We start from the raw sequence: 25,364 nt of genomic DNA on the forward strand, positions 1-25,364 counted from the left end.
GCTTCGGCCTCTTCACCGGCCTCCGGGGGTGCTTTCTTCATCCCCGGAGGCCAGTGGAGCCGTCGAAGCTCGGTGGGTGCGCCGCTCAGTCGGTGAGGTGGCGCCACCGCGTCGGCAGCAGCTCGTCCCGGCGCAGCAGGATCGTCGGCGGGTGCTCGGGGCCGGCCTTGGGGAGCAGGGGGACCGGCTCGGTGCCCAGGTGGGTGAAGTCGAACTCGATGTCCGTGTCCACGGTGTCCTCTTCCTCGTCGTCGGGTCGGTGGGTCATGCCGCACCGGCGCTGTCGTTGTCGTCCTCGAAGACGTCCAGGGCGTCGGCGATGACGGACTCCTCGAATCCGTCCTCTTCCGCGAGGCGCTTCTTGGCGGCGCGGACGCGGTCTCCGACCCACGTCTCGCCCTTGTCGTACTCGTTCGCGAGGCGCTCCAGGTCCGGTGCGATGCCGGACAGCGAGCACTTCGCGATGTACCGCTCGGCTTCGTCACGCTGCTTCTCGCGCACTTCGCGAGGGATGCGACCGGCGTTTTCCGAGGCGGTCAGGGCGGGCACCGCGCTGAGCGCGACTCCACTTTCCGAGGTGCGGCCCGAAGAGATCGAGGCGCGGGCGATGCCACTTTCCGAGGTTCCGCGAGTCTTGGCGGCGGCCCGCTCCAGGGCGCGCTGCCGCTTGATCTTCTCGGCCTCTTCCAGTGCGCGGGCTTCGGCTTCGGCCTTGATCCGCTCGGCTTCCGCAGCGGCGTCGGCCTCCTTGCGCACCGCCTCCGCTGCGGCTTCGGCTTCCTTGCGCAGCGCCTCTGCCTGGGCTTCTGCCTTGACGATCTCGGCCTTGCGGACGGCTTCACGGTCGCGTTCGGCCTGCTCCAGCTCCCACTGCTCGCGGCGCCGCCGGTCCTCGATGTCTGCCTCGGTCTTGAGGCGGGTCGTCTCGATTTCTGCGGTGCGTTCGGCCAGGGCGAGCCGCTCGCGGTCTGCCTCGATTTCTGCGCGGCGGGTGCGGTCGGCCGCCTCGTTTTCTGCGGTGCGCCGCTCGTTTTCGAGCCTCGCGATTTCCTCGCGTTCGAGCCGGGCGGCCTCGCGTTCTTCCTTCTCGCGCTTCGCAGCGGCCTCGCGTTCTGCCTCCGCGCGCTTGTCGGCGGCCTCGCGTTCTTCCTTCTCGCGGGCTCGGTTTTCGGCGGCCTCTCGTTCCGCGATCTTCGCGGTCTCGAATCGCGCGATGATCGCGGCGAGTTCGCCGCGGCGCCGGGTGGCGTACTTGCGGTAGCCGGTGGCGGCTTCCGCGAGCAGGATCAGCAGGGCCGGGGCGACGGAGTGGAGCAGGATTCCGCCGGCGTCCGGCTTCTGCGGGACGAAGTGGAAGTGGCCGTCGGGGTAGAGCGAGGTCCAGCAGTTCATCACCCAGGTGGAGAGGCCGGCGGTCCAGCGCAGCAGGAACGGCCAGCCGCCGGGCTTGTAGTCACCGCCGTGTTCCGCGAGGACACCGTCGACGTACAGGACGGTGATCAGGGCGAGGCTGGCCAGCGGGTCCAGCATCCAGGCGATGTACCAGGGGATCTCGTGGGAGATGCCGAAGAGGGTAACATTCACACAAGTGAAGATCAAAGCGCCCCCACCGAGGGTGAGGAGCGCTCTGGTGACCATGGCCAGGACCTCGTCCAGCTTGGCGATGGACTTCTTGGCCTTGGCGGCGCCGTCGGCGCTGACGGGGGCGGGGCTCCTGGGCGGCCCGGCCTGCGTCGGCCGGGGCGCGGTCGGGGCGCTCATTGTGATTACCTTCCGTAGTGTGCGGGGGGAGTGTGCGGCGCACACTGCACAGGGTGCAAACCGGGATCAATCACCTGTGTGCGGGCTTGCACACTGGAAAGTCCCTAGAGGGAGGGAGGGATCGCACAGTGCGCTGTGCGGTGTGCGGCCCCTCCCGGGTTGGTGACTCTTAGTTGTCGTTTTCGAGCGGGGAGCGGATCAGGTCGTACGATCCGTAGCCCTCCTCGGTCTCGTCCTTGGCGATGACGCCGTCGTCCAGGAGCTGCTTCTTGAGGCGGTTCCACCAGTCGCGGGCGCCCTTCTTGTTAACCCGCATCCAGAGGTCGTTGAGCTCCTTGGGCTCGAAGCTGTCTTTGCCTTCGCGCACCCAGGAATCCAGGCGAGCGAAGATGGCGTCCTTGGTGTCCTCGGGGGAGAGCTTGTCCTCGTCGGCCACGGCGCCGGGCAGCTGGAAGACCGGGGCGTCGGGGGCCGGCGCCTCGATGTCGTTCTCCACGCTGAGGTGGTCGTACGCGCCGGGCTCGGGGTCGGCCTCCAGGATCCGGCGCAGTTCCTCGTCCAAGTCCTCGGTCTCCTTCGCGAGCAGGTCCGGGTCGATCTCCACGTCCTCGTCCTCCTCGTACTCGTCGTCGGCGTCGTACTCGGAGTCCGTGTCCGCCGCCGGGGCAGCGGGGACGGCCGGCTGCTGGGGGAAGGCGCCGGTTCCGTCGGCGTCGCCCTCCAGGAGCGGGGTGGTGTAGAAGGTGCGGTTCGTCCACAGCGCGCCGAACGCCTCAGCGGTCGTGGCGTCCATGGGGGTGCGCACGTTCATGCCCGCGGTGACGGCGGCCGCCAGGGTGGGGCGGTCGGCGTTGTAGGTGCGGGCGGTCACCGCCCAGCGGTCTTCGGCGATGCCCATCCCGGCCGTGTACAGGTAGCCGGGCTTCCTGTTCGCCCAGCCGGGGAAGGCGCCGGCGTCGATCGCCTCGGGCGGCAGGACGTACTGGGCTTCCGCCCCGTCGGAGAGGCCGTAGGCCATACCGGCGGGGTGGTTGGAGCGCGCCGTGGTGTCCATCTGGTCGTGCGTGGCGCGCTGGATGGAGGAGAGGAACCAGCCGCCGGTGGAGCGCAGGGTGCGCAGCACCTTGCCGTACGCCTCGCCGTCGGCGAAGTCGGCGGCCTCCTCACCGATGATCAGCAGGAAGTTCAGGCCGCAGCCCGGCTTCCACTTGGCCAGGCCCTTGGCCGCGAGGTACTCGCCGCGGGCCTTGATGACCGTGTGCATCTGCTTGAAGAACCGGCGGGCGTCCTTCTCGGTGGTGATGACCATGTCGGCGGCGTGCCGGACGTGCCCGTAGTCCTGCATGAACTTCGAGCAGTTGATGACGATGACGGACACCTCGGTGCGGGTGGCGGCCTCGGTCACGATGATCGAGTTGCCGACCGTCTTGCCCGCGCCGTTGACGCCCTGGGCGACGCAGTGCTCGACGTTCTGGCCGCCCTCGACCTCCTGGAAGTCGTTGAGGATGCCGGGCAGGTTGAGCTTGAGCGTCTCGCCGTCCTCATACCGTCCGAGGTTGATCGGCAGGTCACCGAACCCGGCGCCGAACGCGCTCGGGCCGGGCCAGGCGAAGCCCTCCTTGAGGAGGTCGGCGACCTGGACCCGCATGGTGATCAGCGAGGCGTCGTCGTCGTCGACGGTGTGGGTGATGCGGCCCTGCCCGAGCTTGAGCGCGGAGGTCATGGCGGGGATACGGCGGGCGAACTCGTCCGCCGTCGCCCCGTCCTTCGCCTCGATCTTGGCGACGACCGTGCCCTTGCCGTTGGACTGGGCTTCCTTCAGCTCGTGCTTGGCCAGGCCGATCTCGGATTCGAGCTTGGCCCACTTGCCGTCGGCCTTCTCGCCCGAGCCCCTCTTGTACAGCGCCGACCAGAGGTGGTTGGCGATGCACAGGCCGGACCCGGCGAGCATCCAGGCGCCCAGCGAGGCGCCGGACTCCAGGCCCACCACGGTGCCCAGGGTGACGCCGGCCGTGGTGGCGACCGCGTTGACCTGGTGGAGGTAGCGGACGTCCTTGTCGCGCTTGGCCTTGTGGTCCATGTGGTTGATGAACTTGGCCAGGGCCGCGCCGGTGCCGGCCAGTCCGAGCGCGGCGAGCGCCAGGGAGGCCGGGGTGGTGGCGAGGAGTACGTGGGCGGTCTCGGCGACGATGCAGCCGCCGATGTTGATGCCCCACGGTCCGCCGTAGGTGACCCATGCCTTCTTCGAGGACTCCTGCTCCTCTTCGGTACGGGTGTCGATCTTCTTCGCGCGGGAGGAGATGCGGCGAGCCATCACGCTGCCCTTCCGGTCTCGCCCGGACGGCCGGCGCCGCCCCTGGGCTTGTCGCCGATGGAGAATCCGGGCTTCTTCGCGCCCTTGCCCTCGCGCGCCTTCCGCTCCGCCTCGATCTCGGGCTGGATGTAGTGCTTGACGAAGGAGGCGTACATCTTCACGCCGGACAGTCCGAGGACCTTCGCGGCGGCGGCGCCGCCCTTGAGGTGCGCGGACACCAGCTTCGCGCGGATCTTGGACTGGACGCCGAACGTGTACCACTTGCCCTTGTACTGGGAGAGGATCGCGCCGACCATGTCCGCGTCCATGCCGATCCGCATGTGGAGCTCGAGGCCGATCGCCCGCAGGATCCGGGCGTACTGGTAGAGGTCGCGGTCGCTGGTGAACTCGATCTTCTCCAGCTGCTTGATGAGCTCCGAGAGGTTCGAGCCGAGCTTCTCGCCGCTGTCGCTGTCGCTCATGTCGGGGTGGGTCCTTCCGGGGTGGGAGTCGGGTTGGCGGGTCGGGAGTCGTACGGATCGGGGGCTGTCACCTCCCCGCGGGCCCGCACCAGGAGGGCGCGGAGCCACGGGCAAGCGGCAGGACCGTCAGTTGCTGGCGGCGTTGCCGTTCGCGTTCTCGACCGCCACCGAGATGCCGTTGCCGAGTCCGTCGATTGCGCCGGACAGCGGGGAGGTGGCCAGGGCGTAGCCGCAGACGATTGCGGCGATCAGGACGCCGGCCCGGATGTCGGCGCGCCAGAACAGCCAGGTCGCGCCGCCGGCGAGCAGGAACACGGGGATGCTGATCATGAGGTCCTCCAGGGACGGGGGAGTCGGGGAAGTGCTCTCCAGCCGCGAGGGCCGAGCCGAGCGGGGGAAGCGGGTGCTCCTTCGCTCTCCACCGCCACCGGACCGCGCGGGGCGGGCCGGTGGCGACTGGGCAACGTAGGAAGCGCGGCGTGTGGGTCAGCGGGTCAGGAGCACCGCGGCGATGACGATGAGCGGGCCGGTCATGCCGAGCAGGTAGAGGAACTTCATGTCTCCTACTTCCGGTAGCAGTTCAGGGATCAGGCAGCGGAGCGGGCCCGGTTGCGGGCGGCCCGGCGCTTCATCGCGCGGCGCTCGTCCTCGGACAGGCCGCCCCAGACACCGTCGTTCTGGTTGGTGTCCAGCGCCCACTGGAGGCACTGCTCCATGACGGGGCAGCGGCGGCGGCAGACGGCCTTGGCCTCCTCGATCTGCAGGAGCGCGGGGCCGGTGTTGCCGATCGGGAAGAAGAGTTCAGGGTCGGTCTCTCGACAGGCCGCGTGGTGTCGCCAGTCCACGGCGCTCACTTCCCCTGCCGGACGCGGCGCAGGGCCTCGTCCATGTCGGTGTCGGAGTCGCCGTTGGTGCGTGCGATGCTGTTGTCGTACATCCGGGCCTCCAAATAGGTCCGTCAGACAGCCCCAGGGATGGCCCCCTGGGGCTGTCGTCGTTTCGGCTGTCGTACGAGCAGCCACGGCCGCCCCCACCGGTTGAGCTGGTGGGGACCGCCGTGGTCCCTCGTCTTAGTGGCCGGCGATCGAGCCGGACAGTCGGCCTACCTTGGCGACGTGGGCGTTCTGCTCCTCGACCAGGCGCCGGACCCGCTCTTCCAATGGGGGGTGGTCCCAGGCGCTGTAGTGGATCCGGTCGTAGTGGTCGGCGTCCGCGACGGGCCAGTCCTTGGCCTCCGGGAAGCCGGCGGCCGCCAGCGCGTCGTCGTGGCCCAGGTCGGCGTAGAGGTGCTTGTTGTGGACTCGGGCGATCTCCAGGCCTCGCTCGTCGAACGCGACGGCCGCGGCCTTGGTGCGGTCCTGAGCGTCGATCAGACGTGAGAGCGCCGACGGCCACTCCGACGCGGCGTCGGGGGTGCGGAGGTATTCGTACGCCGTGTCCAGGGCCTTGGCCTCGTGCTGGTAGGTCTTCCAGCGGGCGCCGGCGTCCTTGACCGTCGTCTTCAGGTCCGCGACGTAGGCCGCGTCCTTCCATTCCCGCCGGGCGTCCTCGTACAGGTTGTCCAGGACGACCCGGGCCTTCTCCCGGAGGAGGTGCTCCGCCTCGTCGTCCGACTCCAGCACCCAGGAGAGCTTCGGATCCTCGAGGGTGGAGGGCGACCACGGCTCCCCCTCACGGCCAGTGAACGGCTCGAACTCGAAGCGGAGGCTGTGTCCCTTGGCGTCGATCTTCTTCAGGTACTTCGGAAGGTACGGCTGGAGGCGAGCGAGAATCTCCGTCAGCTCTTCCGGGGTGATCCGGAAGCTGTATCCGAGCGGCATGTCGATCTCCTTCGTGGAGGCTGCTTGGTCGGGCACGTATGAGCTGCTGATGTACGGCTGCTCCTCCGCGCTCTCCACCGCCCACCGACCGACCCGAAGGCCGGGCGGCGGGCGACTGGGCAACGCGGGGCTGCAAAAACAGGGGGCGCGACCTCTGCCGCCGCGCTGCTCGCCTTGTTGAGCTGGAGGGAGGCGAGGTGCCCTCAGTCCCGACGCGGCTCCTCGCCTCGGCCGGGACCGGCTGCCGAGGGTCTGGGAGCGTGTCGCGTCGTTCTTTTACGTCGTGTGGATGTCAGCCCTCCGGGCTCTCCATCAGTAATGAGCACCTGGCGGGTGTTACCGCCTCCAGGCCGCCAAACTGCAGCGCCTGATGGGTCATCGCACGTGCCGACTGCCATCACCAGGGGTAATGGCGCCACACGACGGGTTTCCACTCACCCCCGGCCGGTGTGGTCACGGCCGGGACTGCGGTGGTGGATCACGCTGTTGAGTTCTCAAGGACCGGCCGCTTCCTTTCCATCCCGCTTTCGCGTTCAGGTCCGGGCGGATGGTGTCGGGGCCGCTTTCGGCTCCCACATCCGGCGCCGCCAGGGGCGGTTCCGGGTGAAGGAGCCGGGTCCGAAGACCCGGCGTGGTGCGGGGAGGGTCAGGCCGCGAGCGGCAGGGGCGCCGCGGCGGCCGCCCTCGTGATGCGCAGCTGCGCGGCGTAGGGGAGGAGCACGTCGACCAGGCGCTCACGGACGAGGTCGGTGGCGGTCGGGTCGGTGGCGGTGATGTCGCGGGCGGCGAGCATGCGGTTCTCGCGGGCCTCGATCGCGGCGATGGCGGCGGTGATGTCCAGGCCGTCCAGCCGCTCGTGGGGCAGGGGGCCGGCGGCGTACATCTCGAGCGGCGTGCCGAAGGCGACGTCCACGTCGATGTCGGCGAAGTCGGGGAGCGGCACCTCGACCGCTTTGAGGAGCGCGAGCGTCTCCGCGTCGAAGGTCTCGGTGGCGAGGCTGGCGGCGGGGCGGCGGGTGGTGTTCATGGGGTGGTGCTCCCTTCGGTAGGAGCCCGCGCAGAAGCGGGTCAGGTGCGTTTGAGCAGGCCAAATAAGCGCCTTCTGGCGGTCCATCCCTTGCGGGGTGGAACACCTAGGACAGTATTAGCACTGTAAGTGCGAGTCAATACTTTGATTGCGACATAGCACCATGACTTTAGGTGTGAGAATGTGTGCATGCTTACGCGACATGGAGAGGACGACTTCGTGACCAGCGGATACGCACTCGTGGTGCGCTTCACCCTCCGAGACACCTCGGCAGCCCTGCAGTTCGACGACCTGGTCGCCCAGACCATCGAGGGGATCCGGACCGAGGCCGGCACGCTCGTCTACGCGGTGCACACCCCGGTGGACGAGCCCCTGGTGCGGGTCTTCTACGAGCTGTACGCCGACCGCGACGCGTTCCAGGCACACGAAGACCAGGCCCACACCCAGCGCTTTCTCGCGGCCCGGGAGGAGCTCCTGAGCAACGTCGAAGTGACGTTCCTCAACGAGCTGGAGGCTCTGAGCAAGCGCCCCGGAACGGAGCAGTCGTGAAGCCGAGCGGCAAGGACGTCGATCCGCAGGATCGGGCCTTCGGGCAGCGTGTCCAGAAATTCCGGAAGGAACGGAAACGCACACAAGCCGAGTTCGCGGCAGCGCTCGGGAAGACCAGCAGCTGGCTCTCCCAGGTCGAACGCGGTGTGCAGCCGGTCCAGCGAATGGACCTGCTCCAACAGATCGCGGACGAGCTGAGTGTGTCCGTCCAGCAGCTGCGTCCCGGCGTTCCGGCAGACGGGCCATCACAGGCACCCACCGCCCAGTCGCTCTCCAACGATCTGGACGAGACCCGCCGGCTGCTGTCCGGCCACCCTGCACTTCAGACTCTGCTGGCCGACGCGGACGACTCCGGACCGAAGCGAGCCCTTGACCTTCTGCAGAGCGACGTCGATGACCTCTGGGACCTGACCCACGCCGGTCACCTGGCGCAGGTGAGCACCCTTGCGGTGCAGTTGCTCCCCGAGCTGGAGCGCACGGTCCGGACTGATTCCGGCGAGCACCAGGGCGAGCTGTACCTGCTGCTGTCCCGGGCCTACCAGGCCCTGTCCGCGGCGTTCGTGCGACAGGACGAGGCAGATGCCGCCTGGGTAGCCGCCGACCGCGCGGTCCTCGCAGCCGAACGGTCCGGTGACCCTCTGCACGTCTGCGCCAGCGTGTTCCGCATGGTGCAGGCGTTCGTGCGTCTGCACAGCCTCGGACAGGCCGAACATGCTGCCCAGACCGCGATCGACGCGCTGGGAGAGCAGAGCAGCCAGTCGCCGGAATCCTTGTCCGTCCTCGGCTCCCTCCACCTGGCCCTGGCACTCGTCCGAGCCCGTGCCAGCGCGCGGACCGAAGCCAAGGAGGAAATCGCCAAGGCCCGCGCCATCGCCGCGCAGCTCGGTGAGAACCGCAACGACTTCAACCTGGAGTTCGGCCCGGTCAACGTCGAGATCCAGGCCGTCAGCACCGCCGTGGATCTGGGCGACGCTGGCGAAGCACTGGACATCGGCCTCACCATCGACGCCACCGAACTCTCGCCCGAGCGCCAGGGCCGACTCCTGATGGACTTGGGCCGCGCCCACGCGCAGAGGCGCCACGGCGGCGAGGCTCTCCGCTGCCTGCTGGACGCTGAGACCATCGCTCCCGAGATCATCCAGACCCACCAGGCCGCCCGCGCAGCCATCCGCGAGCTCGTCTTGGTGGCAGGTCCGAACGCATCGCGTGAACTGCTCGAACTCGCTGAAAGGGCGGCCGCCTTGGACTAGTTCGGATCCGCTGTGATGGTCGATAGCCACTGGTCTGCACCCCCGCCAACCGCGTCGTTGTGTGTGGGGGCAATCACACCGGCGGCGGCAGAGATGGAACATCACAGAGGCTTGTCGAAGCCCGTGCACACTTCCGTTCACGGGTTTTCAACATCCACGTACACATGGGATTTGGGGCCCGAGCTCTAGGCTCGCGGCCATGACAATGACGGAGGGGCAGAGGGTGGGGAAGCAGCGAGCAGGGTGGAGGCCGGACCGGCTTCGAGAGCAACGCGAGGCCCACGGCCTGACCCTGGAGAAGGCCGGCGAGCGCCTCCGGGCGGTTGCCGAGCAGGCCAAGCTCAAGGGCATCCCCGCCGCGAATCCTCAGACCCTGTGGCAACACGAACAGGGCGAGGTCTTCCCCGGTCCCCACTACCGGCGCGCCTACTGCCTCCTCTACCGGGCCACGGAACCCGACTTGGGGTTCCGCAATGCCCTGCCGGGTGAGGAGTCCTCCTTCAAGCTCACGCCGCTGGACGACCGCCTTAACGGATCGCACGTTTTGGCTGTTGAGCGCGCCATTCATCGCATTGCGCCGGGCTCCGACGAGGCTGACCACTTCGATCTGCAGCAGCGAATCATCGACGCATGGAAGCGCCGGCACACGGGCGGCGACCCGCACCGCCCCGTACTCATCCTGGTCGGCGGCTTCGCCGGCAGCGGCAAGACCGAGCTCGCCCGCTTCTTCGTTCAGCTCACCGGCTGGCCCCTGCTCGACAAGGACCCGCTGACCCGCCCCCTCGTGGAGCGCCTCCTGGTCGCGTTGGGCGGCGACGCAAACGACCGGCACACCGATCTCTACCGCGAGAAGGTACGGCCAGTGGAGTACGACTGCCTGATGCAGTCGGCCATGGCCAACATCCGCTGCGGCATCTCCACGGTGCTCTCCGCGCCGTTCATTGCCGAGATGACCGACCCGGCCTGGATGCAGCGCCTGGCCAACCGGGCCGGGGCGATGGGAGTCGATGTCTTCCCCGTGTGGGTGCGCTGCGACGAGGAGTCGATGCGCGAGTACATCCAATTCCGTTCTGCGGCTCGGGACGCGTGGAAGCTCACGCGGTGGGAGGAGTACATGGCGACGATCGACCTGGAGCTGCGCCCGGCGGTGCCGCACCTGGTGGTGGACAACCGGCTGGGGACCGCGGTGACGCTCGCGGATCAGGCTCGCCAGGCGATGGGGGCGATGTCCGCATGACCGCTAAGCAGGGCGTGATCCTGTACGGGCCGCCAGCCTCGGGCAAGGACACCGTCACCAGCGCGCTCACGACGCTGCACTCGAGGTACGCGCAGTTCGCGCGGCTCAAGGTGGGGACGGGTAAGGCCGCTGGCTACCGGATGGGTACACCGGAACAGCTGCACGAGCTGGAGGCCGCGGGAGGCGTGGTCTACGCGAACGCGCGGTACGGCAACACGTACGTGATCGACCGGCCCGGCGTCGACACGGCGTTCGCGGCCGGGGTGCCCGTGGTGCACCTTGGGCAGATCGACGGCATCCGCGCGCTGGTCGACGATTACCCGGCCGACTGGTCTGTGGTGCTGCTGTGGTGCCCGCGCGAGGTGACCGAGCAGCGGTCGGCGGGGCGGGGCGACAGCGACACCGCGGCGCGCCTGGCGGCATGGGACGCGACCCGCGAGGACCTGGACGCGCACCCGGGTACGGCCTGGGACCTGACCGTCGACACCACGGCGGTGGCCCCGCAGGACGCGGCGCGGCTCATCGACCAGCTGCTGGCGCAGCGGGCAGGAGCGGCGACGGCATGAGCGCGGGCTACGGCTGGGCGAGTCGCTCCAAGGCATCGGTGAGCGTCAGCTCGGAGTTGTCCTTGGCGTCGTTCCACCGTGCCAGCGTGGAGGCGGCCGCGCGCAGCATCTCCGGCGGAAGGCCGGCGGCCGCGAGCGCGTCGGCGGCTTCCTCCAGCTCCGGGCCCCAGCGCCACGCGCGGGCCGCGGTTTTGGCGACGTACTGCGGCTCGGACAGGTACGAGTCGGTGCGCTTCGAGGCGACCTCGATGAGCTCTTGGTCGACGCCGTGCTCGCGGGCCATGCCGATCGCGAGCGCTACCAGCACTCGCGACGTCTTCTGGAAACTGGCGTACGACAGCTTCAGCGCGGATGCCTTCCCCACCTCCGTGCCCAGCACCGAGGTCTGGACGGCGGTGTCCGCGAACAGCGCCTCGATGGGAGCGGTCGCGGCGGCGGGCCCGGACAGGTACAGGGTCGGCGTCTTGCGGCCGACCGGCGGGGAGCCGACGACGCCGCCGTCCACGACGGTCGCGTCCAATGCGAGCAGGGCGGCAATTCGCTGCGTCCGCACGGGGTTGATGGCGTTCGCCTCCACGTACACCCCGGCGAATCGGTGCCCGGCGACGTCGCGGGCGAGGTCCTCGGCCGCGGCTGGCGGGCAGAGGCTGATGACGATGTCGCTGCGGTCCAGCAGTTCGGCCAGCTCGGCCACCGGTGTCAGGCCGAACCGGGCGGCGCGCGCCGCCGACGCGGTGCTGCGCCCCGTCTCGCACCAGAGGACCGCAGCCGCGTTGGTTGCGGCGCAGGCGGCGACGGCGGCGCCCATGCTGCCGGGGTGGAGGATGCCGACGGTCGGCTGGTCCACGGTGCTACTCCGTCTCGTTGAGCAGGATGGTGATGGCGTCGGTGACGTCGTCCACGACGTGGTGCGCGGCGGGCAGGTCGTCAGGCCAGGGGCGGCCGCGCAGCCAGATGGTGCGCAGGCCGGCCTTGTGGCCGCCGCCGATGTCCCCAGCGGGGTTGTCGCCGATCATCCAGCCGCCGCCCGCGAGGTTCACTCCGCAACGTGTAGCCGCGAGTTCGAAGAGGCGCAGGTCCGGTTTGCGGATCTCCAGGTCACCCGAGACCGCGACACCGTCGACCAGGTCCGCGAGGCCGGTCGCGGTGAGTTTGGTGCGTTGGATGTCGCCGGCCCCGTTGGTGATGATGCCGATGGTCCACGCGGCCTGGCGCAGACGGGCGAGGCCCTCGAGGACTTCCGGCCGGCAGGTGACGGCGGACGCCATGAGGCTGACGTACTCCTGCCACAGCTGCGCGGCCGGGGCATCCAGGCCGAAGACCTCTCGCAGTCGGGCGAAGTCCTCGGCGTTCGCGCGGTCGACCAGCTCCCTGCGCAGCCACTGTTCAGCAGCCCAGGTAAGAGCATGGGTACGGCACAGAGCGGTCACGGCGTCGCTGAGCGCCGACTGCCGGTCGGCCAACGTGCCGTCCAAGTCGAAGAGCGCGAGTCGGTTCACGGTCTCGGACCCTACCGGGCGGTGGGCGCAGCGCCGTTCACGGCAGCAGCGCACCCTCACCGGAGATCAAATGGTGTATGTTTCAGAGATTCATCGATCATGGGAGCCTGCGCTATGTCCGACCCGGACCGCCTGAAGCGGGTTGATGCCCTGCTCGACGGCCTGGACGACGTCCTGCCGCCGCCGCACGTGCGCGCTCAGCTACGCCTCGCCGCGAACCTCACGCAGCAGGACGTTGCGGACGCGGTCGGTGTGAAGCGCCTTGCCGTAGTTCGTTGGGAGCTGGGAAAGAGTCACCCCCGGCGCCCACAGCGCACTGCCTACATTCACCTGCTCAAGCGGCTCGCGGAGCGTTTCCCCGAGGCTGCGAAGGCGGATGAGGGTATGCCGACGCCGGCCTCCGAAGGGGGGTCGGGATGACCTAGGTCATCGGCCGCGCGCGCCGAGAAGCGGATTTACCACCCGCTGGCCTCGCGCGGCCCGTCTACCGACCGGCTTACCACCGTGTCGGCCGCTCAGGTCCCAGTTGCTGCTGGTCCTGAGCCGCGGCTCACCGAGCCGCACATTTCCCATCGGCCCCTTACCAGGGCCACTTGCACCACCGGCCACTAACCAAGGCCACCACAGCCAGATCAGTACCGACTCGCTTCACCGCGTAGCCCCCACCACAGGGGCTTCGCACTTCACGAGAACCGGGAGGGACGGAGAAATCTCCCCCACCCGATCGGTGTCCGCCCTCTTCTCACGAAGGGGGCGGCCCCTGACGCATCCGCAGATGGAGGTCGGTCCAGCCCAGAGGGCTTGATCGGTCCAGCTATATGGAAGGCAGGTCGTTTCTCATAGTGCCTGAGAGTGGTGTCCCCTGTCAGCTTGACCTTGTCCGTTTCACCCCGGTTCAGGCACGGCGGCCTTCCCGTGTGACGGGATCGGCGTACCGTTCGCCCCTCTTTTCCCGTTCCGTACCGGAAGAGTGGTTTCCGGTAGGAAGTCACAAGAGCAGCACTTTCGAAACGGTCTCGTCGGCCCCGGCCGCGATGTCGGCCGCCCGGCTCGTCCACCCGCTCTCCGAGTTCATCAACAACTGCGTCGACGGCGGTGTCCGCGAGGGCGGCTTCCCGTGTGGCGGGACGGGTTCCAAGATTTCTGCCCGCCGTGCGGGAGCGCGGGGGGTGATCCGCGCTGAGCGGGCTCTGTCCACAGGCCGCGTGTTGCAGGGTCGGCGGATGGATCTCAAAGAGCGTGTTTTGCCTGCTGAGGGGGGTGTCCGCTTTGGCGTGTACACCGGCCTGATGACACAGGCGATGTTCACCAGCCCGGCCGGGACGGTGAGCCGATGAGCGGCACGGCGGCACCGGTCGCCGCGCTGATTCCTGCCCCGCGCCCGTCGGTCGACGACGTCGCGATCTCCGTGCTGCCCGCGACGCTGTACGTGCCGGAGGCGTCGCAGTGGCTGTCGACGTCGACGGGCCGGGTCGCGCTGGACGGCTACTCCTGGATGCAGGCAGTCCACTGGCTCGTTGGGTCCGGGCTGTACGAGCCGCGCCGTCACCGGGCGCACGGGCCGCGCAACTTCGGGCCGACGACAGTGCTCGTGGCCCAGGAGCTGGCGGAGCTGTTCCCCTGCCGTCCGGGGATCGAGTACCTGGTGCGTCGCACCGGGCTGTCGGAGCGGTCGGTGGAGTACCACCTGGGGATGCTGCGAGAGGCCGGGCTGCTCGCGTACGTCGTGCGGGGCACCCGGGTCCGCGGTGCGGCCGCGCTGGCGTCGGAGTTCGCGCGGATGGTGCCGGTGGAGTTCGACGTGGCGCTGGGCATCCGTACGGCCGGTGAGGGCACCGGGCGGCGGATGACGGGGATCGCGGAGGCCAGCCGGGAGCTGATGACGAAGCTGGCGGCGAAGGCGGCCCACAAGGTCCGTCGGCGGCGGGCGAAGTCGTCCTCGAAGGCCCCGGCACAGGGTGCCCGGAAGGGTGCTGACCAGGGTGTTGGGGCGGCTGTTTCGGATGAGGCCCGTTGCACCCCAATGGGGGGTAGTTCCCGCAGTGTTTCTTCTGCGGGTACTACTTCCTTCCCCCCTGAGAGCGAACTCGCAAGCGGGCAGCGCAAGTCCCCCACCCCGAAGAAGGTCAAGCGCGGCCACCGGAAGCTCAACAGCGTCGGGCGCCGTTTCCAGCTGGCCTCGGAGCTGATCCGCCAGGTGCCGTGGATGGGACGGGCCGCGGTGCCCCGGATCGCCTGGATCCTCAAGGACGTTGCGGATGCGGGCTGGACGGCCGACCAGGTGATCGCGTTCCTGGACTGCGGCGACGCCCCAGGCACCGTCCACCGGCCCTCTGGGTTCCTCGCCGGGCGGCTGGCCGGTGCGGTGGCCCTGTGGCCGACCGAGGAGGGTCGGGAGCGCGCTGTCCAGGCGTACCGGGACTCGCGGCGCGCGGAGAAGGCCCGCCACCAGGAGTGGGAGGGCGCCTGGCAGGCCCCGCGCAACATGGCGGTCCGCCGCATGGTCGCTGAGGCGTTCGCCCCGCAGGAGCAGCCGTCCGGCCAGGGCGAGTCGCTGCCCGAGCTGGGCGGTGTCGAGGACCTGAGGCCGGAAGACGTGGCGGACATGCGAGTCACGGGCTGGGGCGAGTTCATGGCGGGCGACACCACGCTCGTCATGACCACCTACGACGCCCTCGGCCCGGCCGCCGCCGTGCACATCTTCGGCGCCGATCTGGTGCGCCGCACTCGCAAGCTGGCGAGCAGCAGCTCGCTGATGACCGTCGGACGCCGGTAGGAGGCCGTGATGACCGAGACCCTGAATACCACCAGCAGCAGCGAGCAGCCGGCTCCGGAGCTGTCCGGCGTCGACCTGGCCCGGGTCGCGCTGCACCAGGCGCGCGAAGCCGCCAAGACCCGCGGCGAGGGCGGCATCCGCAAGACGAAGCGCCCCCTCCGGACGACGGTGCGGCGTGACGGCCGGGAGCCGACCGGGTTCGCCGCCGTGCTCCAAGACCTGATGGCCGACCGGGCCTGGGATATCTCGGCCGCTGGCGGAAGCATCTTGGACCAGTGGCCGGCCATCGCGGCCGCCCTCTCCCCGAAGCTCGCCGCGCACGTCCAGGCGGTCACCTTCCACGCGGAGACGGGACAACTGGACCTGCGCCCCGACTCGCCCGCCTACGCGACGCAGCTGCGCCTGATCACCTCCCGGATCGTTGCCGCGGCGAACGACGCGATCGGCACCCAGGCGGTCCGCACCATCCTGGTCCTGGCCGTAGGCGCCACGGCCGCACCGGCCCGCGAGGCGGTCACCGCGACGTCGATGCCGGCCGCGCCCGAGGCGCCGGTGAAGGCCCGCGACATGGCCCCGCCCGGCTTCCACCGCGCACTCACCGCCCACCAGGCCGTCCCGCGCGCCCAACACGTCAGCTCGGGTGTCACCGAGGCGATCGAGCGGCAGAACCGGGCGATGCGCGAACTCAGCCGCCGCGCGTTCCCCGAGGCCGACGTCGTCCCAGACGATGCGCCGGCCCCGATCGAGCAGGCCCGTCTCCAGCGCCGCCGCCAGGCCGCGGTGACCGAGGCCGCCGCCCTGCGCCGTGCCCGTGCCGAGCGTGCCGGGCGAACCGTCCCCGATCTGTCACACGCTCCGCAGGCAGCCGGTGAAGTGGCATGAGCCGACGCCGTGACGACGTAGGCGAGGTTGTGTGATCGGCGGCGCTGGAAGCTCAGTAGCCGTTTCCCATACGCTCCGCAGCTCGTGCAGCTTTGTCTGCAGCTACTTGAAGGAGCCGAGTGCTGTCGGGGAGACCCCCAAGGCTGTCCATCAGCCGGTTTGCTGCTCGCTCGGCCTTGGCTGCGGCCTGATGCAACGTCGACGCGTCGTCAGACAGCCCTACGAGGTCGCTGGCGGCGTCGGCCAGCGTGCTCGCTGTGTCCTGTAGATGTGCCAGCTTCTGCGACGCATCAACGAGAAGGAAGGCAGTGTCCTGAAGGTGAGCGAGCTGGTCAGAGGAGCGACTCAGCGAGTTGATCTCGTCTGCGGAGAGACCGAACCCATGGACGCGAGGGTTGGCAAGCTCTTCGACAGTGACCTTCAGCAACGCCGCAAGCTCGGGAGCTGTCTTCGCAAATTCGTCCAGGGCCGGCTCGAGGCGGGTGACCAGTGCCGTTTGCGCGCCACTGATCATCTCGCCAAGTCGATCTTCGGTCAGGTTGCTCAGCCCTGCCAGAGCGCTGAGTCCATCGGCTTCGCGCTCGTATTTCCAGCGCTCCAACAGCTCCACCGGGTACTGGTCGCTGTTCGTTCCATCGATCTCGGAGTGATGCGGGTGGCAGAGCAGGATGAGGTTGGCGAAGCTGTTGCGCTCGCCGACTGACCAGTCCGAGTCGTAGCGCTTACCTCCTTCCTCGAACGCCCGGACATGCGCGATCTCCAAGTTCAGACGGGGTGCACCGTTGATCATTCGAATGGTCGGCACGCCACAGTCGGGCCAGTAGCACCCGCCTCGGGCGAGTGTCATCAGTCCTGCGATTGTTGCGTTGCTATAGCTGCGCCGCGGTGTGCTAGCCACGAGCCCCCCTCAAGTTGGTCACGAGGAGCGACCATCCCATCACCGGCCTTTTCGCGCAGGAGAGGTTCCGGCCATCTACTCAGCAGCTCTTCCAAGCCGACCCAGCGGGGACTCATGCCAGTGGCTGGCTGGAGGGCGTGGCCTGGTCGGCGGGCTGGTCCAGCTGCTGCTGGCGGCGGCGCTGCTCGTTGCGGTGGTCTTCGACGCGCTGGGTGAATTTCTGCAGCGCCTCGTCCTCCCGGTCGGACCCGTACTCGCTGTACGGGCCGATGCCGAGGGTGACGGCGTTGGCTTCCTGCTCGATGGCGTCGGCGGTCTGCTGGAGGAAGTAGCTGCGCTCGCGGAACTTGTAGTAGCCGGTGAACATTGCGGCCACCGTGATGGCGAAGGTGATGGCGGTTAGGGTGACGCTGTGCCAGGTCAGTTCCTTGCCGGTGTCCAGGGCTGCGATCGTCGTCGTGGACGCAGAGCCGATCATGATGAGGGACTACAGGCTGTTGTGGATCCGCCGGCACTTCCGGCTAACGCGGTGGACTTCGCGAAAGACCAGCGCCTGCACCTGGTGGACCGCAAGCTCCTCGCCGAGTGGGCCGCCGGCTCCCGGCCCCTTGTGGGAGCTGCTGCGCCAGATCCCCCCCGCCCCGCAAACCGTCCTCCCTGTCCTGACCGCACCGCACAGCCGCGCTCTCGGCGAGGCGCCCGGGCAGCTCCGGTACCGGCACGTTGTGGGCCCAGCCCGGGGCCCCCGGTGCGCAGCAATCGGCGGGGCGTAAGGAATCCCATCGTGGCATCGCAGGGTGACGGCTGGTGCCGTGCAGGGGTGTCCGTCAAGTAGGCCTTATAGGGCGCTGGCCGATGGGGAATCAGACATTCCCGGGCTGCCTCCTACCGTCGCTTTTTCCCATAGGGCACCGTTTCTCGGATCTCGACCATTTGTTCGGAATTGCTGCAGCAGTGGAGTTCGCTCCATTTCTGCTCGCACAGATCAAGGGGGCCGTGGTGGTCAGAAACAGAAGCGCGAGAATCGCATTAGCGAGCTGTGTGTCCATTTTATTTGGTCTGCTCAGCCCGGTTTCGGCTCAGGCTGCACCGGTCCAAAAGATTCCGGCCGAGAGACCCGGTATTCAGGCGGAGCAGAAGCCTCAGGACCTTGCATCGCGTCGGAAACAGGTGAAGGAGTACGCCGCCCGTGACGCCGGGCCGGTGAGGATGGTGGCGCCACCGGGGGGCCCCTCCGCAGGGCCGAGCGAGACTCACGCGCGTCAGCGGATGGTCGAGGCCAGCCGGCAGGCTGCACAAAGTCGCGGCGCGGAACGGCAGGCCGCGCCGGGTGACATTTTCGGGGCTCCCGACGATGTCAGGATCACAGGTCCTGAGGGCTCGGTTCGGGCAATCAGCCAGGGCCGCTATGGGCATGAGGTGTACTTCGATGGGTCAGTGTTCATGGGTGAGACGGTCACCCTGTCCACCGGCATGGAGAATTCCGACGCCAAGCTCGGCCCTGATGGCAAGTGGCTCGAGGTTCCCCACCAGGTAAAGGTCACCTGGCGGGTCAGCTGTGGCAAAAGCACCACCTTCGACCTGAACCAGGTCGTATCCGCACCGTCGGGCCTGTACGCGAACGAGCGGAACGCTGCCACGCCACACGTAAGCATCCAGGTCAAGATCACACCCGAGCTGTGTCCATCGTCATCCGGTCTCTTCGGTGCAGCCGCGATCGGAACAGTGATCGATGTACCCCCAGGCGACAACACCGGTGAGAAGCCTGTGGTCCCTCAGTTCGGCTCGGGCATCTCGGACGGAGAGACCTACGGGTGCGGCATCACGGACTGCGGGACCACCGGTTTCGCTCAGCCGCAGGCTCTCGGCAACGGAACGGTGAACACCGCCACCGGGGCTTTCAGTCTGGCGCCCAGTGATCTGACGCGAGGAGCGTCTGCGGGGGGTTGGGGGGCGATGCGTCACTACTCGTCGAACAATCCCGTGATCGGAGCGCACGGGCCGAGCTGGAGTGTGCCCTGGCAGACCAGGCTCTCAAAGGACCCGGGCACGGGGGATGTCACGCTCACCTCGGACAGCGGCTCGATGCACAAGTACAGGCGACATGGTGACGAAACATTCACCGCTCCGACCACGAGCCGCTCCACCCTCAAGCATTTGCCCGGCGGCGGATACACGCTGACGACGCTGCAAAAACACGTGCTCTCCTTCGATGAGTCCGGGTTGCTGACTTCGGACAAAGATCGTGCCGGGCGAGGTGAGAGCTACGCCTACAGCGGTGGCAAAGTGTCCTCCATCACCGCAACAAACGGCGTGGTTACGACGCTTCAGTACTCGGGCGCCCTGGTGTCACGAGCGAGTGGAAGTGACGGACGCAGCGTCGACTACGGCTATACCTCCGGCCGTCTCACCTCCGTCAGCAGCGGCGGTATAACGACCGAGTACGGCTATGACTCTGCTTCCCGGCTGAACTCGGTCAAGGACAGCAACGGACACTTCCCCATACGGAACGTCTACGACGCCCAGGGCAGAGTCGTCACGCAGACGGACGCCACCGGCGGGGTCACGAAGTATGCGTACACGGACGGCGAGACAGACAGGACAGCGCCTGACGGTGGTATCTGGACGGACCTCTATTCCAACAACCACCTGCTCGCTCAGCTCGATCCGTTCGGTAACAGGACCGAGTACACCTACGACGGCGACTCGAACCTCACCCGCTCCACCGACCCCCTCGGCAATGCCTGGAGCTCCTCCTACAACGTCTCCGGCCGGCTGACGAAGGTCACGGCTCCGGATCGAACCCAGAGCTCCTACACGTACGACGCCAGCGGGAACCTGGCGACGATCAGGGACGGGCGCGGCAACACCGAGACGTACGGGTACGACTCCGGTCAGCACCTCAGCTCGGTCAAGGACGCGCTCGGCAACACCAGCACGCTCGCCTACACCCCGGCAGGGCAGCTCAAGACCGTCACGACCCCGCTCGGCAGTACCCAGACCTATGGTTACGACACCAACGGCAACCTGAACGCCACCACCTCCTCCCTGGGCGCCAAAGCCACGCTGTCCTTCAACGCTGCAGGCCTTCCGGTAACGGTCACCGAGCCACGCGGTAACGAGGCCGGAGCGAACCCCGCCAGCTTCACGACGACCATCGGCTACGACACTGCGGGCCGCCAGACATCGGTCAAGGACCCCAAGGGCGGAATCGTCCTCAACACCTACGATGCGGCCGGCAACCTCAAGACGGTCACCGACCCTCTCGGGCGGGTGACGACCCACACCTACGACGCGGCGAACCGGCTCTCGTCAACCACATCCCCGGGAGCCCGCACAACGTCCTTCACCTACGACGCCGCGGGCCGGGTCGCCTCGCAGACCGATGAGCAGGGTGGCAAGACCACCTACGCATACGACAAGGCCGGTCGGATCACGGCCATGACCACAGCCCGGGGAAACGCCTCCGGAGCGACTCCCGCCACATTCACCTGGACCTACGGCTACGACACCGCCGGACGGCAGACCACCGTGGGAGATCCCACCGGCCAGGTATGGAAGACAAGCTACGACTCCCAGTCGCGGCCTTCATCCGTCACCGACCCTCTGGGAAACATCACCAGAACCAAATATGACGAGTCAGGCAACCTTACGGAGCGAACCGACGCGCTCGGGACAAAGACCTCAGCTGAATTCGACAAGACCAACCAGCTCGTCGCCGTCAAGGATGCCAACGGCAACACCCTCGCCTTCGGCTACGACGCAGACGGCAACCGCACGTCGGAGACCTCCCCGCTGGGCTTCAAGTCAACATACGGGTACGACGCAGTCGGCCGGCTGGTTTCCCGCGTCGAACCGCGCGGCAACGTGACCGGCGCCGATCCCGCCCAGTTCACCTGGCGGACCGGGTACGACGCCGCGGACAACGTCATCAGCCAGACGGATCCCCTGGGCAACAAGGCTTCCAGCGCATACGACGCGCTCAACAATCTGACCGAGCAAACCGACCCGCAGGGGAAGAAGACCAGCTACGTCTACGACGCGCTGAGCCGAGCCATCCAGGTAACGGCTCCCGATGGCGGCGTCACCAAGCTGGCCTTCGACGGTGCCGGGAACGTCGCGACCCGAACAGACGCGAACCAACGCGTCACTTCATTCGAGTTCGACAAAGCCGGTAGGCGTACCAAGGTCACCGACCCCTTGAACCGTGCCACTCAGTACGCCTACGACCCGGACGGCAATCGCACCAAAATCACCAACGCTCGCGGACAGACCGTCACCAACATCTACGACAGCCGGAACCTCCTGACCTCCAGCAGCTACTCGGACGGCACGCCCAAGGTCTCCTACACGTACGACAACGCCCGCCGCCCCGTCACCATCACTGATGGCAGCGGTACTCGGACCGTTTCGTACGACAAGGCGGGCCGGCCCCTCACCATCAGCGCACCCGGCTCCGCCAACCCGTTCTCGTACACCTACCGGGCCGACGGTTCCATTGCCGGCCGCACCTACCCCGATGGTCGGGCCACCTCCTTTGCCTACGACGCGGACGGCCGGATGACCGGCCAAACGCAGAACGGCCGCACCACGACCTACGGCTGGGACAAGGCGGGCAACCTACTCACCACGGTCGTTCCCACCACTCCGGCAACCACGGAGACCCGGACATACGACCAGGCCGGCCGCATGTCTTCCATGAGCGAGGGCAGCGGGGTCCGACAGTTCGCCCGCGACGGCTCAGGTCGAATCACTACCGACACGTACAAGGACGCGACGACCACCGGCTACCCCAAGCGCTTCGAGTACGACAACGTCGGCCGCATCACACGCGCCTGCAGTGACGCCGCCCCCAACGTCTCCTGCCTGCCCGGCACCACGGGTGAGCGCTATGGGTACGACAAGGTCGGAAACCGCCTCACAGCCACATCAGGCGCCGTCACTACCACCGGCGTCTACGACGCCGCCGATCAGATGACCAGCACAACCACCGGCGGAGCCGTCACCAACCTCACCTACGACGCCGACGGAAACCAGACCAAAGACGTCACCGGCACTTACATCTACGACGTCCTGGGACGGGTTAAATCCTCGACCGTCGGCGCTGACACCTTCACCTTCGTCTATGACGCCGACGGCAACCGCACGGCTGCCAAGAAGAATGGGACCCTGCAGCGCTCGACCCAATGGGACGTGAACACCAGTATCCCCAGGGCCGCAACCGACCTGAGCGCTACTGGTTCCCTACTCGGCGACTACCACTACGGCCCACTCGGCGAGCCCCAGTCCCTCGACACACCGGCCTCGAGCTTCTTCTACCTTCACGACCGGCAGAACTCGATCACCTCGATCCGGGACCTGAACGGCGTCGACACCTACAAGTACACCTACAGCACCTGGGGCAACGTCACCGGCACGGCAGGAGGCGGCACTCAGCAACGAAGTTCCTTCGGCTACAACGGCACGATCAAGGACCCCTTCCTCACTGGACGCTCCCAACTTCCCGCACGCAGTTACGACGCGAAGAGCGGCCGCTTCACCACCCCCGACCCCCGGCCCGATAGCGCACAGCCAGCGAACTCCTCCACCTACGCCTACGCCAACAATGACCCCGTCAATCAATCCGACCCTTCCGGAGCCTGCCCCCTCTGCGTAAGCGCCGGCATCGGTGCCACGATCGGCGCTGTTGTCGAAGGCGGCATCTACAGCTGGCAGCACCGTGACGGAGGCTTCAGCGCGTCCGGTCTCGGCAAAGCAGCGCTCCGCGGAGCCGTGATCGGCGGTGTTTCCGGCCTGCTCATGCCCGGCGCGGGCAACCTCGCTGCACGAGGCCTCGGCCTCTCCGGCCCACGAGCCCTCGCGGCTTCCACCGCGGTCAACGCTGGAGTCGGAGCGGGATTCTCCTACGCCCTCAACGAAGCCAACTGCCGGCCCACCGATCCGTGGGATCTCCTCCTCGGGGCAACGGGCGGAGCAGGCAGCAGCCTCCTCGGGCCCGGCGTCAACTGGGCGAAAGCCCGTTTCCTGCCGGAAGTCACACCCCGGCGGTTCGGACCGGGAGCGGCACATGCCGACGACCCTGCGCTGAGGAGCGCGGGAGGATATGCGTGGGCGCCGAGCAGGGTCTCGACGGATGTTCTCGGCCCGGGCGAGGCCTGGCACCCCGGTCAGGGAACTCCTGTCATCGGGCGTCTCCCCGATACCACCGTGGGGGGATCCTGGGCCAATCACGTCAAGCTGACTGCGGATCCCTGGTCACTGGCCAAGAATGATGCATGGATCCAGAGCATCATCAATCAGCGGGGAAAGGTGTATGTAGGATCACCTACCGCTGGAACGTACTGGAACGTTCCTCGAGGTGAGCCGACCGTTTTCGCCCGGGAGGTTCAGCAACTACTTCAATCCGGGTATAGGTGGGTAGGTGATTATCTTTTGCCTCCCACGGCGTGAGAACTGCCTACAAACGGAAGTGAAGCTACGGTGAAGCTCGACGACAAGCAATTCAATGGGTACCTGAGGATGCGTATACCTCACGACCTCGACCAGGTAGTAGGTGGCTACGTTGCTGCCTACCGGTCAAAAAACAGCCAGCAGCGGCTCGAACTCGTTGGGACGGTAACTCCCCGAGCTGCCGGCGTGCTTAGCGTGTACGCGCAAAGGATGGCTGCCCAAGCCGTTCGCTTCACCGCGGAAGATGCTCTCGAACGCGCAGTCCTGGCTGTAGGAATTTCAGAATCCCGCCTGCTTGATCCTCGGGAGAACCTGATCGTCCTTGCTGCCGTGAACCACAGTGCCGAACTTCTTGGTACATCCCTGGAGCGAATCGTGGCAAGTGTATCGGAACTCCTGCCACCGAATTCGGTGGCCGAGCTCCGAAAATTTGTGCAACGTGACGGCAAGGACAAATCGTTGAATTCGATGGGACTGCGAGCCCACGGAACCGGCGAATCGTTCACGTACCTGTCCGGCGTCTGATCGAAATCGAGGTGTCTGGAATCCGCTGAACATGTGCCGCGACCCGACGCGTAGATCATCCACGCCGACGAACCATCCGGGTCCGCACACAGGGCAGTCCCGAGCCAGAACTCGACCTCTGGCTCGGGACAGCCGCTGCTGGTCTCCACAGCGAATTCGAAAGGACGTACGGTGAACGCTTCTACAGCCAACACAGGCGCAACGGCCTCGCCGGGTCCGCCGTGGGCACGCCGGACCTCCAGGTCCTCAACGGCACGGCCCGTCAGGTCCACGGCGCCGACATCGTGGTGATCGTGACCAACGGCCGGGTGACCGCGCCGGCCGTGGCCTTCGCGAAGCAGCAGCGCCTCCACGTGATCGACCGCCACACTCTCGGGGAATAGGCGTCCGGCTCACGTCCCTTGTGGGAGCTCCTGCGGTCCGTCCCGCCGCCCCCGCAGGCCGACCACTCTGTCCTGAGCAGCCAACCAGGTCACGAAGCCGTCCTGTCCTGTCGCTTCTACGACACGCAGGGCCGAACTGGGCGGGCGGAAGCAGCGCCCGCTGGTGGGAGCGGCGTGACGCGACCGCACGAGGTTCCGGGGCGGCGGTCAAGGACGTTTCGAAACGCGATGCGTCGGCGACCCAGGCCGCGCGAAGGGTCCGGACAGATTCAGCCATGCCCCAGCCCACTCAGGGCCTGGGGCTTTGGTCTCCAGCGAGGAGGTAGCAGTATGCGCAAGGCCGACATCGGTGTAGCCAGCCGCCCGGGACTCAGGCCCACCCGTCCAGGAGATCCCCCCGGGTCCGCCGACGCGGCGCACGCCGTACTACGCCACCCCATGGCCGGGCTAATTGGAGCCGCCGAGCTCCTGCAGAACCCCGGGGCGCCGCGCGGCGGTTCGGACGCGGTCGGGATCACGGCCCGGGTCGACCCCGACACCGGCATCCTGACCCGGCACACCATCGACCACACTGTCGCCGCCCACTACGCCCAGCAGGGCATGCCCGCCGACGAGGCCGCCGCGTACTCCTCCAAGCTCACCGTCAGCTTCAGCGACCTCTCCATCGCCGCCTGCAACGAAGCCCCGATCCCCAAGGGCCACCTGGTGATCCTCACCAGCGACGGTGTCCACGACCAGATGGATCCCACCACCCTCAACACCCTCGTCCACACACACCAGAACGACGCCCAAGCACTCGCCGAGGCTCTGGTCGCCGCTGCCGAGGACGGCATCGAGGACGGGCAGCCCTACCGCGACGACGCCACCACCATCGTCATCCGCCCACTGCCGGCCCCGCCCGACACCGCATGAAAGCCCGGTAGCCCCGGCACCCGCACGCTCCTAACGGTCCTGGCCACGCCGCAG

General features: G+C 67.8%; 22 protein-coding genes and 2 pseudogenes. 12 read left to right on the forward strand and 12 right to left on the reverse strand.

Annotation, left to right across the window (positions count from 1 at the left end):
• Nucleotides 1-85: 85 nt before the first annotated feature.
• From ACZ4XJ_RS34400 to ACZ4XJ_RS34435, 8 genes are all read right to left on the reverse strand, one after another.
• Nucleotides 86-268 (reverse strand): hypothetical protein, encoded by a 183-nt coding sequence (locus ACZ4XJ_RS34400; RefSeq protein WP_468498498.1) that lies wholly within the window; start codon nucleotides 266-268, stop codon nucleotides 86-88.
• Nucleotides 265-1,761, reverse strand: a complete 1,497-nt coding sequence (locus ACZ4XJ_RS34405) for a hypothetical protein (RefSeq protein WP_468498499.1) — start codon at nucleotides 1,759-1,761, stop codon at nucleotides 265-267. Before ACZ4XJ_RS34405 ends, ACZ4XJ_RS34400 begins: the two co-directional genes overlap by 4 nt.
• A 169-nt stretch (nucleotides 1,762-1,930) precedes the next feature.
• A complete protein-coding gene (locus tag ACZ4XJ_RS34410; RefSeq protein ID WP_468498500.1) occupies nucleotides 1,931-4,075 on the reverse strand; it encodes a hypothetical protein in 2,145 nt (714 codons plus the stop codon).
• On the reverse strand, nucleotides 4,075-4,536 hold the full coding sequence (locus ACZ4XJ_RS34415; RefSeq protein WP_468498501.1) for a hypothetical protein: 462 nt from the start codon (nucleotides 4,534-4,536) through the stop codon (nucleotides 4,075-4,077). Before ACZ4XJ_RS34415 ends, ACZ4XJ_RS34410 begins: the two co-directional genes overlap by 1 nt.
• Before the next feature lie 126 nt (nucleotides 4,537-4,662).
• Nucleotides 4,663-4,866 (reverse strand): hypothetical protein, encoded by a 204-nt coding sequence (locus ACZ4XJ_RS34420; RefSeq protein ID WP_468498502.1) that lies wholly within the window; start codon nucleotides 4,864-4,866, stop codon nucleotides 4,663-4,665.
• A gap of 257 nt (nucleotides 4,867-5,123) precedes the next feature.
• The gene (locus ACZ4XJ_RS34425; RefSeq protein WP_468498503.1) at nucleotides 5,124-5,381 is read right to left on the reverse strand and encodes a WhiB family transcriptional regulator; all 258 of its coding nucleotides are present in this window, start codon (nucleotides 5,379-5,381) and stop codon (nucleotides 5,124-5,126) included.
• Between the two features lie 225 nt (nucleotides 5,382-5,606).
• Complete coding sequence (locus ACZ4XJ_RS34430) at nucleotides 5,607-6,392, reverse strand: hypothetical protein (protein WP_468498504.1); 786 nt, start codon at nucleotides 6,390-6,392, stop codon at nucleotides 5,607-5,609.
• A gap of 610 nt (nucleotides 6,393-7,002) precedes the next feature.
• On the reverse strand, nucleotides 7,003-7,383 hold the full coding sequence (locus ACZ4XJ_RS34435; protein WP_468498505.1) for a hypothetical protein: 381 nt from the start codon (nucleotides 7,381-7,383) through the stop codon (nucleotides 7,003-7,005).
• Between the two features lie 189 nt (nucleotides 7,384-7,572).
• Here ACZ4XJ_RS34435 and ACZ4XJ_RS34440 point away from each other — a divergent pair, with 189 nt between their 5' ends.
• From ACZ4XJ_RS34440 to ACZ4XJ_RS34455, 4 genes are all read left to right on the forward strand, one after another.
• A complete protein-coding gene (locus tag ACZ4XJ_RS34440; protein WP_385585320.1) occupies nucleotides 7,573-7,932 on the forward strand; it encodes a putative quinol monooxygenase in 360 nt (119 codons plus the stop codon).
• Nucleotides 7,929-9,182 (forward strand): helix-turn-helix domain-containing protein, encoded by a 1,254-nt coding sequence (locus ACZ4XJ_RS34445; RefSeq protein ID WP_468498506.1) that lies wholly within the window; start codon nucleotides 7,929-7,931, stop codon nucleotides 9,180-9,182. The genes ACZ4XJ_RS34440 and ACZ4XJ_RS34445 overlap by 4 nt, the downstream gene beginning before the upstream one ends.
• Before the next feature lie 199 nt (nucleotides 9,183-9,381).
• Nucleotides 9,382-10,419, forward strand: a complete 1,038-nt coding sequence (locus tag ACZ4XJ_RS34450; protein ID WP_468498507.1) for an AAA family ATPase — start codon at nucleotides 9,382-9,384, stop codon at nucleotides 10,417-10,419.
• Nucleotides 10,416-10,985: a phosphotransferase-like protein gene (locus ACZ4XJ_RS34455; protein ID WP_468498508.1), complete on the forward strand. Its 570-nt coding sequence runs from the start codon at nucleotides 10,416-10,418 to the stop codon at nucleotides 10,983-10,985. The genes ACZ4XJ_RS34450 and ACZ4XJ_RS34455 overlap by 4 nt, the downstream gene beginning before the upstream one ends.
• Before the next feature lie 7 nt (nucleotides 10,986-10,992).
• Here ACZ4XJ_RS34455 and ACZ4XJ_RS34460 read toward each other — a convergent pair whose 3' ends face one another.
• The gene (locus ACZ4XJ_RS34460; RefSeq protein ID WP_468498509.1) at nucleotides 10,993-11,832 is read right to left on the reverse strand and encodes an NAD(P)-dependent oxidoreductase; all 840 of its coding nucleotides are present in this window, start codon (nucleotides 11,830-11,832) and stop codon (nucleotides 10,993-10,995) included.
• A 4-nt stretch (nucleotides 11,833-11,836) separates the two neighbouring features.
• On the reverse strand, nucleotides 11,837-12,484 hold the full coding sequence (locus ACZ4XJ_RS34465; protein ID WP_468498510.1) for an HAD family hydrolase: 648 nt from the start codon (nucleotides 12,482-12,484) through the stop codon (nucleotides 11,837-11,839).
• A gap of 114 nt (nucleotides 12,485-12,598) precedes the next feature.
• On the opposite strand from ACZ4XJ_RS34465, the gene ACZ4XJ_RS34470 reads away from it, so the two are divergent.
• The 3 genes from ACZ4XJ_RS34470 to ACZ4XJ_RS34480 all read left to right on the forward strand — a co-directional run bounded on the left by ACZ4XJ_RS34470 (nucleotide 12,599) and on the right by ACZ4XJ_RS34480 (nucleotide 16,142).
• A complete protein-coding gene (locus ACZ4XJ_RS34470) occupies nucleotides 12,599-12,904 on the forward strand; it encodes a helix-turn-helix transcriptional regulator (protein WP_362740835.1) in 306 nt (101 codons plus the stop codon).
• Nucleotides 12,905-13,817: 913 nt separating this feature from the next.
• Nucleotides 13,818-15,260, forward strand: a complete 1,443-nt coding sequence (locus tag ACZ4XJ_RS34475) for a helix-turn-helix domain-containing protein (RefSeq protein ID WP_468498511.1) — start codon at nucleotides 13,818-13,820, stop codon at nucleotides 15,258-15,260.
• 9 nt (nucleotides 15,261-15,269) lie between these two features.
• A complete protein-coding gene (locus ACZ4XJ_RS34480) occupies nucleotides 15,270-16,142 on the forward strand; it encodes a DciA family protein (protein ID WP_468498512.1) in 873 nt (290 codons plus the stop codon).
• A 52-nt stretch (nucleotides 16,143-16,194) separates the two neighbouring features.
• Here ACZ4XJ_RS34480 and ACZ4XJ_RS34485 read toward each other — a convergent pair whose 3' ends face one another.
• Nucleotides 16,195-16,932, reverse strand: coding sequence for a hypothetical protein (locus ACZ4XJ_RS34485; RefSeq protein WP_468498513.1), 738 nt, complete (start codon nucleotides 16,930-16,932; stop codon nucleotides 16,195-16,197).
• 220 nt (nucleotides 16,933-17,152) lie between these two features.
• Nucleotides 17,153-17,518 (reverse strand): SLATT domain-containing protein, encoded by a 366-nt coding sequence (locus ACZ4XJ_RS34490; protein ID WP_468498514.1) that lies wholly within the window; start codon nucleotides 17,516-17,518, stop codon nucleotides 17,153-17,155.
• A gap of 48 nt (nucleotides 17,519-17,566) precedes the next feature.
• Here ACZ4XJ_RS34490 and ACZ4XJ_RS34495 point away from each other — a divergent pair.
• The 5 genes and pseudogenes from ACZ4XJ_RS34495 to ACZ4XJ_RS34515 form a co-directional block, all read left to right on the forward strand.
• A pseudogene (locus ACZ4XJ_RS34495) lies at nucleotides 17,567-17,706 on the forward strand (restriction endonuclease); the annotation flags it as partial.
• A 603-nt stretch (nucleotides 17,707-18,309) separates the two neighbouring features.
• The gene (locus ACZ4XJ_RS34500) at nucleotides 18,310-23,490 is read left to right on the forward strand and encodes an RHS repeat-associated core domain-containing protein (protein ID WP_468498515.1); all 5,181 of its coding nucleotides are present in this window, start codon (nucleotides 18,310-18,312) and stop codon (nucleotides 23,488-23,490) included.
• Nucleotides 23,491-23,520: 30 nt separating this feature from the next.
• A complete protein-coding gene (locus ACZ4XJ_RS34505; protein ID WP_468498516.1) occupies nucleotides 23,521-24,015 on the forward strand; it encodes a hypothetical protein in 495 nt (164 codons plus the stop codon).
• A gap of 74 nt (nucleotides 24,016-24,089) precedes the next feature.
• Nucleotides 24,090-24,474 (forward strand): annotated as a pseudogene (locus ACZ4XJ_RS34510) (restriction endonuclease).
• A gap of 362 nt (nucleotides 24,475-24,836) precedes the next feature.
• Complete coding sequence (locus ACZ4XJ_RS34515; protein WP_468498517.1) at nucleotides 24,837-25,310, forward strand: SpoIIE family protein phosphatase; 474 nt, start codon at nucleotides 24,837-24,839, stop codon at nucleotides 25,308-25,310.
• Nucleotides 25,311-25,364 lie beyond the last annotated feature (54 nt).

Source organism: Streptomyces sp. NPDC029836 (assembly GCF_055574495.1).

Coding starts and splice junctions, on each gene's coding strand:
- ACZ4XJ_RS34400 (WP_468498498.1), bottom strand. CDS start 268: ATGACCCACCGACCCGACGACGAGGAAGAGGACACCGTGGACACGGAC.
- ACZ4XJ_RS34405 (WP_468498499.1), bottom strand. CDS start 1,761: ATGAGCGCCCCGACCGCGCCCCGGCCGACGCAGGCCGGGCCGCCCAGG.
- ACZ4XJ_RS34410 (WP_468498500.1), bottom strand. CDS start 4,075: ATGGCTCGCCGCATCTCCTCCCGCGCGAAGAAGATCGACACCCGTACC.
- ACZ4XJ_RS34415 (WP_468498501.1), bottom strand. CDS start 4,536: ATGAGCGACAGCGACAGCGGCGAGAAGCTCGGCTCGAACCTCTCGGAG.
- ACZ4XJ_RS34420 (WP_468498502.1), bottom strand. CDS start 4,866: ATGATCAGCATCCCCGTGTTCCTGCTCGCCGGCGGCGCGACCTGGCTG.
- ACZ4XJ_RS34435 (WP_468498505.1), bottom strand. CDS start 7,383: ATGAACACCACCCGCCGCCCCGCCGCCAGCCTCGCCACCGAGACCTTC.
- ACZ4XJ_RS34440 (WP_385585320.1), top strand. CDS start 7,573: ATGCTTACGCGACATGGAGAGGACGACTTCGTGACCAGCGGATACGCA.
- ACZ4XJ_RS34450 (WP_468498507.1), top strand. CDS start 9,382: ATGACAATGACGGAGGGGCAGAGGGTGGGGAAGCAGCGAGCAGGGTGG.
- ACZ4XJ_RS34455 (WP_468498508.1), top strand. CDS start 10,416: ATGACCGCTAAGCAGGGCGTGATCCTGTACGGGCCGCCAGCCTCGGGC.
- ACZ4XJ_RS34470 (WP_362740835.1), top strand. CDS start 12,599: ATGTCCGACCCGGACCGCCTGAAGCGGGTTGATGCCCTGCTCGACGGC.
- ACZ4XJ_RS34475 (WP_468498511.1), top strand. CDS start 13,818: ATGAGCGGCACGGCGGCACCGGTCGCCGCGCTGATTCCTGCCCCGCGC.
- ACZ4XJ_RS34480 (WP_468498512.1), top strand. CDS start 15,270: ATGACCGAGACCCTGAATACCACCAGCAGCAGCGAGCAGCCGGCTCCG.
- ACZ4XJ_RS34485 (WP_468498513.1), bottom strand. CDS start 16,932: ATGATCAACGGTGCACCCCGTCTGAACTTGGAGATCGCGCATGTCCGG.
- ACZ4XJ_RS34490 (WP_468498514.1), bottom strand. CDS start 17,518: ATGATCGGCTCTGCGTCCACGACGACGATCGCAGCCCTGGACACCGGC.
- ACZ4XJ_RS34500 (WP_468498515.1), top strand. CDS start 18,310: ATGGTCGAGGCCAGCCGGCAGGCTGCACAAAGTCGCGGCGCGGAACGG.
- ACZ4XJ_RS34515 (WP_468498517.1), top strand. CDS start 24,837: ATGGCCGGGCTAATTGGAGCCGCCGAGCTCCTGCAGAACCCCGGGGCG.